Source organism: Streptomyces sp. Edi2 (assembly GCF_040253635.1).
GTDB lineage: Bacteria > Actinomycetota > Actinomycetes > Streptomycetales > Streptomycetaceae > Streptomyces.
Genome location: NZ_JBEJGX010000003.1, coordinates 1,458,709 through 1,471,674 on the forward strand (window position 1 = coordinate 1,458,709; position 12,966 = coordinate 1,471,674).

Consider the following 12,966-nt stretch of genomic DNA (forward strand, 5'->3'; position numbering starts at 1 on the left):
GGGTCCTCCTGCCTCTCAGGGCACGGACTCCGGGGCTGTCTGGACGACAGAAAGCGGAACAACGCCACGGGAACACCGCGGCCGGAAAGGAGAACCCGTCCGGAAAACCCGGACGCGCCGCCGACGGCGGTGTACCGAAGCTGGCCCGCCGCGCACTGCCTCCCATCCGGACTTTCACCGTCGGTGCAGGAATTTCACCTGCTCAACCGGCCGCTGGCTGCGGACGGGTCGCGGACTGTTACCGCCGGTTCGGAATTACACCGACCCCGGAGTGCGCTGCTGCTTCTTATGTCAGTACAGCTTCAGTCTGCCACGCCCGGTAGTCGCCCATGCGGGCGAAGCGCTGTGGGCTGCCTCACAACACTCGGCGCGCCGCCTGTCACAGAGGGCGCACGTCATTCGTCATAGCGGAGAAGTACACACCCCTTCTCCCCCAAGGACTGATCCGCGATGGCGACAATTCTGGTGACCGGCGGCACGGGCACGCTCGGGCGGGCCCTGGTCGGCCGGCTGCTCGACGAGGGCCATGACGTCCGGTCGCTGAGCCGGCGGCCGCACACCGGCACGGCACGCCCGCGCCCGCATTCGTACGCGGTCGACCTGCGGGACGGCACGGGCCTGCCCGAGGCGTTGACGGGCGTGGACGCGATCGTGCACTGCGCCTCGTCACCGACGGGCGGGGACACGGAGGCGGCCGGGCGGCTCGTCGCGGCGGCGAGGGCGGCGGGCGTGGCGCACCTGGTGTACATCTCGATCGTCGGCGTGGACCGGGTCCCGATCGGCTACTACCGCACCAAGCTCGCCGTGGAGCGCCTGATCGAGGACTCCGGTATCGGCTGGACGGTGCTGCGGACGACGCAGTTCCACAACCTCGTGCTCGACGTGATCAAGGCGGGCGCCCGGTCGCCGGTGCTCCCGGTGCCGACGGGCGTACGGGTACAGCCGGTCGAGGTACAGGAAGTCGCCGCCCGGCTGGCCGAGTTGGCGGTCGGCGAACCGGCCGGGCGGGTCACCGACATGGGTGGTCCCGAGGTGCTGGACGCCCGGGATCTCGTACGGGCCACGCTGGAGGCGGGCGGGCGGCACCGACTGCTGATGCCGCTGTGGCTGCCGGGCGCGTCCGCCGCGGCACTGCGCCGCGGCGGCAACCTCACCCCGGAACACGCCGACGGACTGCGGACCTACGCCGAATTCCTTGCGGAGCGCGCGGGGGCCGGGGCCCGTTGATGTGTGCCACGGTTGGCGCGCATGCCATCACCTCGCCGGCTCACCCCGCGGACGTGAACAGCTCGTTCTGAGCGGCCTCGCGCGCGGCGAGGACGGCGCCGCGCAGCACCGCCCGCCCCCCGACCGTCCCCGCGCGGACGTCGGCGCGCAGCGGGGAGAGCCGGGCCAGCTGCCCGGCGACCCGCCCGGCGAGCTCCCGGCCGCCGCCCCGGCCGATCTCCCCGCCGAGGACGACACACCCGGGGTCGAGCACGGCGCACACCGCCGCCACGCCGAGGGCGATCCGCGCGGCCAGGGCGTCCAGGAAGGCGGCAGCGGCGTCGCCGTCGGGCCCGGCGGACACGGCGGACACGGCAGAGACGGCGGACACGGCGGTCCGTACGACGGCTTCAGCGGGCGGGGCATCGGCGTCGGCGTCGGCGTCGGCGTCGGCGTCGGCGTCGGCGTCGGACGGGAGCGTAGGCGCCGTCTCGGGCCCGGTGCCGGACGCGGTCGGCAACAGGCCGTGTTCCGCGGCCAGGGCGCAGATCGCGGTGGAGCCCGCCAGGGAGTGGAAGCCGCCGTCGCAGCCGCTCGCCGAGGGCAGCGCGGCGGTGCCGGGGACCGGCAGAAAGCCGATCTCTCCGGTGCCGCCCGAGGCGCCGCGCCGCAGCGCGCCGTCCAGGACGACCGCGGCGCCGGTGCCATGGCCGAGCCAGAGCAGGACGAAGGTGTCGCGGTCGCGGGCCGCGCCGTCCCGCTGCTCGGCGAGGGCGGCTAGATTGACCTCGTTCTCCAGCAGGACGGAGCCGGCACGCCGTGCGCGCAGCGCGCCGACCAGGGCGGCATGCCAGGACGGGACCCAGTCGGTGCCGCCGAGCCGCCCGGTGGCGGGGTCGACCAGGCCGGGGGCGCCGACGGCGATGGTGTGAGCGTGCTGTGCACCAGTCGCGGCAAGCGCCTTGTCCACGGCGACGAGGGCCGTGGCCACGGCCGCCTCGGGCGTGTCGTCGGCGCCGATGGGGACCGTGCGCTCGTCGCGTACCTCGCCGAGGAGGTCCGCGACCGCGACGGTGACACTGCGCGTCCGCAGATCGAGGCCGACGAGATGCGCCCGGTCGGCGACGATTCCGTAGAGCCGGGCATTGGGGCCGCGCCGCTGTGCGCCGCTCTCGCCGACCATGGCGATCAGCCCGGCCGCCTGGAGACGTTCGACGAGATCCGCCACGGTCGGCCGGGACAGGCCGGTCAGCGCGGTGAGCTGACTTGCCGTCAAGGGACCTTCGGACTGCAGGAGTTGCAGAGTCAGGCGGTCGTTGATCAGCCGTGCGGTGGCCGGGGAGGCGGTGCGGCCGGCCGCGGCCGCGCGCGGTGCATGCATGGCGTGAGTCTTCCCTCCGGTGGGGCCAACGCCCTTATTATCAGGCAGGGTTCCTGATAGTTTACGCGCCATGGCTGGCAACGGTGTCCCTCACGACGTCACCCCGCTCCCCCGCGAAGAGCTGCGCCGCGCCCGCCGCTCCGTGGCCCTGGTGTTCCTCATTCACGGCTCGGTCACCGGCAACTTCGCGACCCGTATCCCCTGGATCCAGGACCACACCAGCATCTCCCCGGGCCAGCTCGGCCTGGCGCTCGCCTTCCCCGCGATCGGTGCGTCCCTGGCGATGCCGCTGGCCGGCCGGATCACCCACCGCTTCGGCGCCCGCACCGCGCTGCGCGGTCTGCTCGCCCTGTGGACCCTGTCGCTGCTCCTGCCCGCCCTCTCCCCCGGCCTGTACACCCTGTGCCCGGCGCTGCTGCTGTACGGGGCGGCCGCCGGGGTGTCGGATGTCGCGATGAATGCGCTGGGTGTGGAGACCGAGGACCGGCTCGGCAAACCGATCATGTCGGGGCTGCACGGTATGTGGAGTGCGGGCGCCCTGCTCGGCTCGGCGGCCGGCACCGTGGCCGCGCACGCCGGGTGGGATGCCCGGCTCCATCTGACCGGTGCGGCGCTCGTCCTGACCCTGTTCGGCGGCCTCGCCTGCCGGGGCGTACTGGATCTGCGCAGCACGCCCGAGGAGCATCCGCCGCCGCGCTTCGCGCTGCCGCCGAGGTCGGCGCTGCTCATCGGGGCCCTAGGGTTCTGCGCGGTCTTCGCGGAGGGCGCCGGCCTGGACTGGTCGGCGGTCTACCTCCGCGACGCACTGGGCACCGATGCGGGCCTGGCGGCCGCGTCGACCACCGCCTTCGCCTGCACCATGGCCGCCGCCCGGCTGGCCGGGGACAAGGTGGTGGCCCGCTTCGGCGCGGTGCACACGGTGCGGGCCGGCGGGGTGCTGGCCGCCGCGGGCGGCCTGCTGATCATCGCGGCCCGGCATCCGGCCATGGCCATGGGCGGGTTCGGGCTGATGGGCCTCGGGATCGCGGTCGTCGTCCCGCTGGCCTTCGCGGCCGCCGGGCGCAGCGGTCCCGCACCCAGCCAGGCGATCGCCGGTGTCGCCACGATCACCTACACCTCCGGGCTGATCGCCCCGTCCGCGATCGGCGGCATCGCCCAGGCGACCTCGCTGACGGCGTCGTTCATGCTGGTGACGGCACTGGCGTGCGGGCTGGTGCTGGGCGCGCGGGTCCTGCGGGTACCGAGCCGTACGGCGTCCGGCGGCACCCCCGCGATGACCGGCGACCTCGGCGGCCTCGGCGACCTGGAGCGGTCGTGAGCACGGCCCGCTACGGATCGCCGATGGCTGCGGACGTGCGCCCGGCAGCTACGGGTCACCGACAGCCGCGGACGTCAGCGCGGCAGCTACGGATTACAGACAACTGCGGACGTGCGCCCGGCAGCTCCGGATCGCCGACGGGTCAGGCCGCGTCCGCCCCGGCGTCCGCGGCCGGCTCCTCCGGCCGGAGCAGCTGCGCCGCGACGCTCCGGGCGCGGTCGGACCAGGGAGTGGGGCGCAGCGTCTGCGCATCGACGCGGACCAGCACCCGGTGGCCGTGGGCGTAAGTCTCGCTGCCGTCGGCCGAGCAGATCCGGAAGCCGTAGGTGAGTCCGGTGCGGCCGAGGCGGGCGACCCAGAGGTGTGCCGCATAGCGGCCGGGCCGGGTGACCGGGCGCTCGTAGGAGACGCGCATCTCCTTGATGACGTTGCACATATCGCCCGCGGCGGCCCAGTCACCGTCGAAGCCGAAGCCATGGCCGTGCCAGTACTCCGCCCAGGCGCGCTCGGCCAGCAGCGGGTAGCGGGAGTTGTGGAGCATGCCGAGCGCGTCGAGGTCGTCGAAGTGGACGGTGACGGGCACCAGTTCGCCATACGGAACGGTGGTGGCCTGCAGGGTTTCGACGCTCACGGGTGGTGCTCCTGGGGTCTGGGTGCGCCGTCCGGCGCTGTTGATGCGGATGCCATCGATGATGCGGATGGCGTCAGCGGTACGGACGGCATTCATATGACGAACCGAGACCATGGTAAGCGGCCGCTTAGAATGCTCCGTCCCAAGAGGAGTCAGGCGACGCAGCGAAAGCAGCAACCGGACCGGAGGGGCGCCCCTTCTTGCCTGTTGCTACGGTCGCCGGATGGAGAGCTGGGACGAGGGCACCGTGCGCGCCCGGATACGCGAGATGGCCGCGCGGGACGGGGAGCGGGCGCGCTTCGGGGCGGATACCCACCGGTACGAGCTGGCGCCCGCGCTGCCGGAGGCGGAGATCAGGGCGTTCGAGGAAGCCCACGGGATCGGCCTGCCGGCGGAGTACCGGTCTTTCGTCGCGGTGGTGGGCAACGGTCCCGCCGGTCCCGGCCACGGGCTGATGCCGCTGACCACCCCCCGACCGGAGGCCGGGGAGGAGTGGGCCGTGGACGACGAGTGGGAAGAGGACCGGCTGCCGGGCCGGCTCGCCGCGCCGTTCCCCCTCACCGAACCCCTGCCCGGCCGGATCGGCGCATCGACCGGTGAACTGACCCGGGGCACGCTCATGCTGGCCGAAGAGGGCTGCGGCATGTACCTCCGGCTGATCCTGGCCGGCCCGCGAGCGGGCGAGGTCTGGCGGATCGACCCGGACTGGGGCGGCTTCGTCCCGGCGAGCCCCGGCTTTCGCGACTGGTACACGGAGTGGCTGCGGCAAACCTGACCACGCCGCACGCCGTCCGGGCCACGCTCGGCCCAAGCCTTCGGCTCGGAATGACACAGGATCGTTTGCACGCCGCAGGCCGCGGGGGGACGCTGAAATGGCCATCGAGTAGCTGCCGCGGCCGCTCGAACCGGCCTGGAGGGATGCGCGTTTCGCGCCGTGAGCCGCCCGGGAAGGTGAGTGCGTCATGAGCAAGAAGGACGAAGCCATCGTTCGGGCCCTGCTCGACCGGCACGGCCGCACCTACGCCGCCCAGGCGGGCATCAGGCTGCGGAGCACACCGGCACCGCTGTACCAGCTCCTCGTGCTCTCGTTGCTGCTGTCCGCCCGCATCCGGGCGGACATCGCGGTCGAAGCCGCCCGCGCACTGTTCTCCGCCGGGATGCGCGATGCCCGGCGGATGTCGGAGGCCACCTGGCAGCAGCGCGTCAATGCCCTCGGCGAGGGCGGCTACCGCCGCTACGACGAGCGGACCTCCACCCAACTCGGCGACGGAGCCGCACTTCTGCTGGAGCGGTACCAGGGCGACCTGCGCCGGCTGCGCGAGAGCACGGACCCGACGAAGCTCCTGCGGGACATCCCCGGCATCGGCCCCACCGGAGCGGACATCTTCCTCCGGGAAGCGCAGGCCGTGTGGCCGGAGCTCTCCCCTCGCCTCGACCGCAAGGTACTGGACGGGGCGCAGCGCCTCGGACTCCCCACCTCTCCCGAGAAGCTGGCGTCCCTCGTCGACGACGCCGACCTCCCGCAATTCGCCGCGGCGCTGGTACGGGTCGCCCTCGACAAGCGGAAAGCCGAGGAGGTGCGCTCCGCGGCAACAGCCTGAGGGCCGGACCTGATGAACGAGTCCTGCGCCCGGGGGGGCGGAGTCGGGCCGTCCTTCCCGCTCAGAAGATTTCCTCGGCGGTGCAGCTGACGATGCGGGCCTGCATATTGCGTTCCATCATCTGCAGGGCGGCTTCCGCGAGATCCCGGTGGATATGCGCGCAGGCGTCCTCGACGACGGTGACGCCGATGTGCCGGATATGAGCGTCGAGCGCCGAATAGAGCACGCATTGTTCGGTGACCTGGCCGCAGAGCACGATCGTGCCGATGCCGTGCTGGTGCAGGAGGTATTCCAGGGGCGTCTCGTAGAAGGCCGAGTGCCCCGCCTTGACCACGAACAAGGAGTTCTCATCCGGCCGCAGCGGCTCCACCAGGTCCGCGTGCGGGCCGCTGAGCACGGTGTCCAGCAGCTCGTCATGGTGCGAGCGCCACAGCCCGAAATTGTCGTTGACGTAAATGACCTCGGTGTCGCCGCGCCGGGCCCGTTCGATCAGTGACGTGAGGCGCGGCAGCACCGTGCGTACCGAGGGCAGGAGCAGTTCGGCGTCCTCGTGGTCGTAGGAGTTGAGCATGTCGATCACGATCAGTGCGGTGCCGGACATGGCGCGGCCCCCGGTCAGCCCCGGGCCGGACGCGCGCGGACCGCGTCCCCGGGCCAGGTGTCGTCGCTCATCACGGGCTCCCCTGCTCCCCGGGCTCCTCCTGGGCGACGCGCTTGAGGGTCCGGCCGCTGCGGACGGACCGGGCCCGGTGGGCGTCGGGGGTGCCACGGTGGCCGGCCCGCTCGTCGCTCTCCTTGACCAGCAGCCAGGCCTCCCGCTCCCCGGGGCCGCCGCCGCGGAACCGGGTGAGCGCATAGCCGCCGTGCAGCTTGCTGCCGTCGAGCCAGAACGAGGCATGGCCCCGCTCCAGTGCCTCGCCGAAGGTGCGGCTGCGGTCTTTCCTGCCCGGGAGAGGCCGGTAGCTGCCCTCGTCCCAGACGATCACGGTGCCTGCGCCGTACTCCCCCTCCGCGATGACTCCTTCGAAATCCCGGTACTCCAGCGGGTGGTCCTCGGTGGGCATCGCCAGCCGCTTGTCCTGCGGGTCGGCGGACGGACCCTTCGGTACGGACCACGACTTCAGTACGCCGTCGACCTCCAGCCGGAAGTCGAAATGCAGGGTGCGGGCGTCATGGATCTGCACCACGAAACAGGGCGCGTCACCGGACGGGGCCCGCCCGCCCTGCGGCTCGACGGTCCGGTCGAAGTGCCGCTTGCCACGGTACGTAGTCAGTCTGTCCCTGCTGGTCACGAGTCGGCTCACCTCTCTGCGCAGGCCGCACCTTTCACTGTGGCGTGCGGCGGACAGCGGCGCATGTGCACCCGCGGGCCCGCGCCGAGGCGACGGGCACCACCTGCCGGGCCGAGGGGGACGCCGGGCGTCGCAGGCATCAGTCCTCGCGGTCCGTGGGCTCGGTGTACTCGCTGGTCCCGGCGTCGAGGAGGGGCGTGCGTGACCGGCCGGCCGCCCCGGAGAGCCAGCGCAGGGAGTGGTAGCCGGTGAGCACGGTGAGCGTCCCCAGGGCGATGCCGCTCAGTTCGAAGTGCGCGCTGAACTTCAGCGAGACACCTCCGATGGCGATGATGATCCCGGCCGCGGCGGGAATGAGGTTCAGGGGGACCGAGAAATCCACCTTGTTCCGCACCCAGATCTGGGCTCCCAGCAGGCCGATCATGCCGTACAGGATGACGGTGATACCGCCCAGCACCCCGCCGGGGATCGCCGCCACCACCGCGCCGAACTTCGGGCACAGGCCGAAGAGCAGGGCGAAGCCGGCCGCCGCCCAGTAAGCCGCGGTGGAATAGACCCTGGTGGCCGCCATCACGCCGATGTTCTCGGCGTAGGTCGTGGTGGCGGGGCCACCCACCGCGGTCGACAGGACGGTTGCGGTGCCGTCGGCGATGATGGCCATGCCCATCTTGTCCTCCAAGGGGTCGCCGGTCATGGCGCCGACCGCCTTGATGTGTCCGGCATTCTCCGCGATCAGCGCGATGAGGACCGGCAGCGCGACCAGGACCGCGGAGGCGGAGAAGTTCGGTGCGTGGAAGGCGGGAAGGCCGATCCAGTCAGCCTTGGCGACGCCTGAGAAGTCGATGCGCCAGTGATCCGTGAGCTTGCCCGCACCGTTGACCGAGTGGATCTTTCCCGCGGTGCGGTCAAGAACCCAGGACAGCGCATAGCCGAAGACCAGCCCCAGGAAGATGGCGATCCGCGACCAGAAGCCTCGCAGCACGACGAGGGCGAGTCCGGTGAACAGCATCGTCGCCAGCGCCGTCCACTGGTCCTGGGGCCAGTACGTGGACGCCGTGACGGGGGCGAGGTTGAAGCCGATCAGCATCACGACCGCGCCGGTCACCACCGGCGGGAGCACGGCGTGGATCACCCGCGCCCCGACGGCATGGATGACGATGCCGCAGCCGGCCAGGGCGGCGCCGACCACGAGCATCGCCCCCGTCAGCGTGCCGGCGTCGCCCCCCTGGCCCGCGATCACGGCGGACACGCCCACGAAGGACAGCGAGGAGCCCAGGTAGCTGGGGATGCGTCCGCGGGTCATCACCAGGAACAGTGCGGTGGCCACCCCCGACGCCATCAGGGCAAGACTGGGGTCCAGGCCCATGAGCACGGGGGCGACAAAACATGCCCCGATCATCGATACGACATGCTGGGCGCCGAGCGCGATCGTCCGCCCCCACGTCAGGCGTTCCCCGGGCCTGACCACCTCGCCGGGCTTGAGATGCCGCCCGTCTCCATGCACTGTCCACCCGAGGCCGGCCATGATCACTCTCCACTCCGCGACGCCCTGCACGTCACAGAGCCGAGGTGATTCATAGTCGAACGACTGCGTCTGGACAAACCGAAGCCGCTGAGTAGCCGGGGAGCCTCGGCCCGAAGGCGGTCGCCGCGTCCACTCCAGCCCCCACAACGAGGCGCGCCGTTCGTTACCTCGTTCCGGTCAACGAGCGGGAGGCGGCCTCCCTATCCGTGATCGGAGTGTCACTCTGAGTGGATGACGACGACTCAGCGCTATGACATCCGCGGCAGGCCGGGCCCGGTCGCAGGGCCCGCCTCCCGGCCACCCGCCGCCCGGCCACCCGGCGGACCGGAGTCCACGGCCGCGATGGAGGTGGCGGATGTACTGGCCCGGATGCGGGCGCTGGCCGAGGCGCTGCCCGCCGAGGACGGGGTGGCCGTCTTCAACGGGGTCTACCTGGCGGTCACCGAAGCGGTAGCGCGGCAGATCGGGGACGGCGCGTTCCGGGACCCGGCGGCCGCGGGCGCACTGGACGTGCACTTCGCGCGGCGGTACTTCGACGCGGTGGACGCCACGGCCGCCGGGCTGCGGCCGCCGGCCTGCTGGCGTCCGCTCTTCCAGCTCCGCCGCCACCCGGGAGTGCATCCGCTGCAGTTCGCGATGGCCGGGATCAATGCCCACATCGGCCACGATCTGGCACTGGCGGTGCTGGACACCTGCCGGGCGCTGGAGTGCGAACCGGCCGCGCTGGAAAGCGACTTCGACCGGGTCGGCGGGGTGCTGACGGGCCTGGAGGAGCAGGTCCGCGAGCGGCTGATGCCCGGCCCCGATGTGCTGGACGTGGCCGATCCGCTGACGCATCTGATCGGGTCGTGGAGCCTGGACAAGGCCAGGGACGGTGCCTGGGTGGCGGCCAGGGCGCTGTGGAGCGTCCGCAGGCTGCCGGAGGTGGCCGAAGAACTCACCGAGCGGCTGGACGCCGGGGTGGGCCTGGTCGGACGGATGCTGCTGACTCCACTGCCCGGCTGATCCGCCGCCCCCACCCCGGCGACCTCGACCGCCCCGGCAACCCCAGCTCCTGCGACGGCACCGTGCGCCGCCCCAGGGGACTGCCCCAGGGGGCCGTCCCAGGGGCCTAATCCTCGGGCAGTTCGACCGGTGCGATCTCGTCGTAGACGTCGCCCGGGCCCGGGTTCGTGGCATCGGTCGCACCGCCGAAGTGGTGCATCACGCCCCACACCGCGTTCAGTGCGGTCTGCACGGCGCCCTCGGCCCAGCCCGCGGTCCAGGAGATGTCATCGCCCGCGAGGAACAGGCCCCGCTTGTCCCCGGGGAGCCGGTCCTGCATGAAGTGGGTGAACAGGCGGCGCTGGTAGCGGTAGTGGCCGGGGAGGTTCGCCTTGAAGGCGCCCATGAAGTAGGGCTCGTTCTCCCAGGACACGGTGACCGGGTTGCCGATGATGTGCTTGCGGATGTCGACCTTCGGATAGATCTCCGACAGCGACTTCAGCATGACCTCCATCCGCTCGTTCGCGTCCAGCGGCAGCCACTTGAGGCTGTCGTCGCACCAGGTGTAGGAGAGGCAGATGACGGCGGGCTCGTCCGGGCCGTTGTCGAGCAGGTAGGTACCGCGGGTCATCCGGTCCGTCAGCGTCATCGACATGACGTCGCGGCCGGTGTCCTCGTCCTTGTCGAGCCAGAACGGCCGGTCGACGGGCACGAAGAGCTTGCTGGACTCCATGTAGTGGGTGCGCTCCATCGCCGTCCAGTGGTCGATGGGGAACAGCGCGTCATCACAGTCGATCTTGCTCAGCAGCATCCAGGACTGCGCGGTGAAGACGGCGGCCTCGTAGGTGCGGATGTCGCCGTCGGCGTCGGTCACCGTGATGTGGTTGCCCGCGGTGCGGTTCAGGCGGGTGACCGCGGGCCGCGGCGTCCCGTCGTGCAGCGACGACAGCGAGGTGCCCGGCGCCCAGTGCACGATCTTCTGCGGCTCGCGCTCCCACAGGCGCAGCGGCAGCTGCTGGCTGCCGCCGACGATGCCGCGGTGGTGGTCGTCGGCCTCGGTGTAGACGACCCGCAGGATCTCCAGGATGGAGTTGGGGAAGTCGGTGTCCCAACCGCCGGTGCCGAAGCCGACCTGGCCGAAGATCTCCCGGTGGCGGAAGGACTTGAAGGCCGTCGAGTCGCAGAGGTAGCCGTAGAAGGTCTGGTTGTCGAGCTTTTCGACGAGCCGGGACCAGATCTCGCGGATGCGCGGGACGTCGCGCTCGCGGATCGCCTGGTTCATGTCGGAGAAGTCCGCGCCCTCTTCGAGGCAGGCGTTCCAGGCGTCCATGACCTGGTGGTAGACCTCGGGGAGGTCGTCGACCGTACGCGCGTAGTGGGACTCGCCCTTGAGGTCGACGACGGTCGACGGGGTGTCCGCCGCCAGCGGGTTGGGGAACGGCGTGGTCTTCAGGTCCACCAGGTCGATGTAGTGCTGGAGCGCCGTCGAGGACGGCGGGAAGCGCATCGCGCCCATCTCGGCGGACAGGCCCGCGGCATCGGCCGGAGTGCCTTCGAAGCCGACGGTCCGCAGCCGGCCGCCTATCTGGTCCGCCTCGTAGACGACGGGCTTGAGCCCCATCTTCATCAGCTCGTAGGCGGTGATGATGCCGGAGAGGCCGCCGCCGATGACCGCGACCTCCTTGCCGTGCCCGGTCGCGGGGATCTGGCCGAGGCCCGCCGGGTGAGCGAGGAAGTCGTCGTAGGCGTACGGGAAGTCCGGGCCGAACATGGTGATCGGCGGCTGGGCATCCGCGTGGTGGGCGGCGGTGGGCACCGTGGACGTCATCGGGGGCGGACTCCTTGCAGACAGGGCAGAGCAGGCAGGGCGGCGCGGGCCGGATGGTCCGGCCTGCGGCGGATCAGGGGGTCGGGCGGGGTCGGATCAGGGGGGCGGGCGAGGTTGGATCAGAGGCCGGGCGGGGCCGGTTCAGGCCAGCGGGCCGTACAGCTCCGGCCGGCGGTCGTGCAGATAGGGGTTGTCCGCCCGGGATTCCTTGAGGAAGGCGGGGTCGACCTCGGCCTGTACCAGCTGCTCGGTGCGGCCGGCGCGGGTGCGGACGACACCATCCGGGCCGGCCAGGCAGCTGAGGCCGACGAACTCGAACTCGCCCTCCGCGCCGACCCGGTTGACGTACGCCACGTACATCTGGTTCTCGAAGGCGCGGACCGGGATGACGGACTCGGCGACGAACTGGAAGGGGTGCATCTGCGCGGTGGGCACCAGCAGCAGGTCGGTGCCGGCCAGCGCATGAGCCCGGACGTTCTCCGGGAACTCCACGTCGTAGCAGATCAGCAGGCCGATGCGGAGGCCGGCCAGCTCGGCCTGGACGACGGCCCGCTCCCCCGGGGTGAACCATTCGTGCTCGAAGCAGCCGAAGAGATGCGTCTTGCGGTAGTTCGCGAGGCGCTTGCCGTCCGGCCCGATCAGCTGCGCCGAGTTGTACACCGCGGCGCTGTCGGTCTCGTCCTGCGCGGCGCGCTCGGGGTAGCCGTAGAGCACCGCGATGCCGTGCTCGGCGGCGATCTTCCCGATGGCCCGGGCGCTGTCGCCGTCGGCGGTCTCGGCGAGGCGGTGGACGTCGGCGCCGATGGCGTAGCCGGTGAGGAACAGCTCGGGGCAGGCGAGCAGCCCGGCACCGGTCGCCGCCGCGGCGCGGGCCGCGTCGTCGAGGACCCGCAGATTGTGCGCGACATCGCCGGGCCGGCCCGAACTCTGGAGCAGGGCGGTGTGCAGCGACGTCATGGGACCCCTCGGCGAGGACGGTACGGGCGGACGCATTGACGGTACGGGCCGCCGACGATTCGGGACAAGGAGTCACCGTTGCGCGCCGAGGGATGATTCATTGCGCGTTCAAGGGAATGTTCGGTGATTCGTTGCGCGCCACGCCGCCGGGACAGCGGGCCCGTGCACAGCCTGGCCCCTTGGGCACGCCCGGCCCCGGCTCCCGTGCACGCCCGGCCCCGCAGCGGGCAAACGAGCAGACCG

Annotated in this window: 12 protein-coding genes and 1 riboswitch; of the genes, 5 read left to right on the top strand and 7 right to left on the bottom strand. The window is 71.8% G+C overall.

The window, feature by feature from the left end:
* Positions 1 to 148 precede the first annotated feature (148 nt).
* Positions 149 to 279: riboswitch (FMN riboswitch) on the bottom strand.
* Positions 280 to 450: 171 nt separating this feature from the next.
* The gene (locus ABR737_RS09890; RefSeq protein WP_350249813.1) at positions 451 to 1,227 is read left to right on the top strand and encodes an SDR family oxidoreductase; all 777 of its coding nucleotides are present in this window, start codon (positions 451 to 453) and stop codon (positions 1,225 to 1,227) included.
* A 40-nt stretch (positions 1,228 to 1,267) separates the two neighbouring features.
* Here the strand turns inward: ABR737_RS09890 and ABR737_RS09895 are convergent, their stop codons facing one another.
* Entirely contained in the window at positions 1,268 to 2,587 is a 1,320-nt protein-coding gene (locus ABR737_RS09895) for an ROK family transcriptional regulator (RefSeq protein WP_350249814.1), read from the bottom strand.
* 70 nt (positions 2,588 to 2,657) lie between these two features.
* On the opposite strand from ABR737_RS09895, the gene ABR737_RS09900 reads away from it, so the two are divergent.
* Positions 2,658 to 3,905 (top strand): MFS transporter, encoded by a 1,248-nt coding sequence (locus ABR737_RS09900; protein WP_350249815.1) that lies wholly within the window; start codon positions 2,658 to 2,660, stop codon positions 3,903 to 3,905.
* A 142-nt stretch (positions 3,906 to 4,047) separates the two neighbouring features.
* Here the strand turns inward: ABR737_RS09900 and ABR737_RS09905 are convergent, their stop codons facing one another.
* A complete protein-coding gene (locus ABR737_RS09905) occupies positions 4,048 to 4,536 on the bottom strand; it encodes an acyl-CoA thioesterase (protein WP_350249816.1) in 489 nt (162 codons plus the stop codon).
* Positions 4,537 to 4,759: 223 nt separating this feature from the next.
* On the opposite strand from ABR737_RS09905, the gene ABR737_RS09910 reads away from it, so the two are divergent.
* Both ABR737_RS09910 and ABR737_RS09915 read left to right on the top strand, forming a co-directional pair.
* Positions 4,760 to 5,311, top strand: coding sequence for an SMI1/KNR4 family protein (locus ABR737_RS09910; RefSeq protein ID WP_350249817.1), 552 nt, complete (start codon positions 4,760 to 4,762; stop codon positions 5,309 to 5,311).
* Positions 5,312 to 5,498: 187 nt separating this feature from the next.
* On the top strand, positions 5,499 to 6,137 hold the full coding sequence (locus ABR737_RS09915; RefSeq protein WP_350249818.1) for an HhH-GDP family DNA glycosylase: 639 nt from the start codon (positions 5,499 to 5,501) through the stop codon (positions 6,135 to 6,137).
* Positions 6,138 to 6,198: 61 nt separating this feature from the next.
* Here ABR737_RS09915 and ABR737_RS09920 read toward each other — a convergent pair whose 3' ends face one another.
* The 3 genes from ABR737_RS09920 to ABR737_RS09930 form a co-directional block, all read right to left on the bottom strand.
* Positions 6,199 to 6,738 carry a cysteine hydrolase family protein gene (locus ABR737_RS09920; protein ID WP_350249819.1) on the bottom strand — a complete coding sequence of 180 codons (540 nt, stop codon included), beginning with the start codon at positions 6,736 to 6,738 and terminating at the stop codon, positions 6,199 to 6,201.
* Positions 6,739 to 6,808: 70 nt separating this feature from the next.
* Positions 6,809 to 7,429: a DNA polymerase ligase N-terminal domain-containing protein gene (locus ABR737_RS09925; protein ID WP_350249820.1), complete on the bottom strand. Its 621-nt coding sequence runs from the start codon at positions 7,427 to 7,429 to the stop codon at positions 6,809 to 6,811.
* Positions 7,430 to 7,568: 139 nt separating this feature from the next.
* A complete protein-coding gene (locus ABR737_RS09930) occupies positions 7,569 to 8,954 on the bottom strand; it encodes a uracil-xanthine permease family protein (RefSeq protein ID WP_350249821.1) in 1,386 nt (461 codons plus the stop codon).
* Positions 8,955 to 9,296: 342 nt separating this feature from the next.
* Between ABR737_RS09930 and ABR737_RS09935 the strand changes: the two genes are divergently transcribed.
* Positions 9,297 to 9,959, top strand: coding sequence for a DUF5995 family protein (locus ABR737_RS09935; RefSeq protein WP_350256735.1), 663 nt, complete (start codon positions 9,297 to 9,299; stop codon positions 9,957 to 9,959).
* A 106-nt stretch (positions 9,960 to 10,065) separates the two neighbouring features.
* On the opposite strand, the gene ABR737_RS09940 is transcribed toward ABR737_RS09935, so the two are convergent.
* Together ABR737_RS09940 and ABR737_RS09945 are read right to left on the bottom strand one after the other, a co-directional pair.
* Complete coding sequence (locus ABR737_RS09940) at positions 10,066 to 11,766, bottom strand: flavin monoamine oxidase family protein (protein ID WP_350249822.1); 1,701 nt, start codon at positions 11,764 to 11,766, stop codon at positions 10,066 to 10,068.
* 141 nt (positions 11,767 to 11,907) lie between these two features.
* Entirely contained in the window at positions 11,908 to 12,723 is an 816-nt protein-coding gene (locus ABR737_RS09945; RefSeq protein WP_350249823.1) for a carbon-nitrogen hydrolase family protein, read from the bottom strand.
* Positions 12,724 to 12,966 lie beyond the last annotated feature (243 nt).

Coding starts and splice junctions, on each gene's coding strand:
- ABR737_RS09920 (WP_350249819.1), bottom strand. CDS start 6,738: ATGTCCGGCACCGCACTGATCGTGATCGACATGCTCAACTCCTACGAC.
- ABR737_RS09895 (WP_350249814.1), bottom strand. CDS start 2,587: ATGCATGCACCGCGCGCGGCCGCGGCCGGCCGCACCGCCTCCCCGGCC.
- ABR737_RS09900 (WP_350249815.1), top strand. CDS start 2,658: ATGGCTGGCAACGGTGTCCCTCACGACGTCACCCCGCTCCCCCGCGAA.
- ABR737_RS09910 (WP_350249817.1), top strand. CDS start 4,760: ATGGAGAGCTGGGACGAGGGCACCGTGCGCGCCCGGATACGCGAGATG.
- ABR737_RS09935 (WP_350256735.1), top strand. CDS start 9,297: ATGGAGGTGGCGGATGTACTGGCCCGGATGCGGGCGCTGGCCGAGGCG.
- ABR737_RS09890 (WP_350249813.1), top strand. CDS start 451: ATGGCGACAATTCTGGTGACCGGCGGCACGGGCACGCTCGGGCGGGCC.
- ABR737_RS09940 (WP_350249822.1), bottom strand. CDS start 11,766: ATGACGTCCACGGTGCCCACCGCCGCCCACCACGCGGATGCCCAGCCG.
- ABR737_RS09915 (WP_350249818.1), top strand. CDS start 5,499: ATGAGCAAGAAGGACGAAGCCATCGTTCGGGCCCTGCTCGACCGGCAC.
- ABR737_RS09930 (WP_350249821.1), bottom strand. CDS start 8,954: ATGGCCGGCCTCGGGTGGACAGTGCATGGAGACGGGCGGCATCTCAAG.
- ABR737_RS09945 (WP_350249823.1), bottom strand. CDS start 12,723: ATGACGTCGCTGCACACCGCCCTGCTCCAGAGTTCGGGCCGGCCCGGC.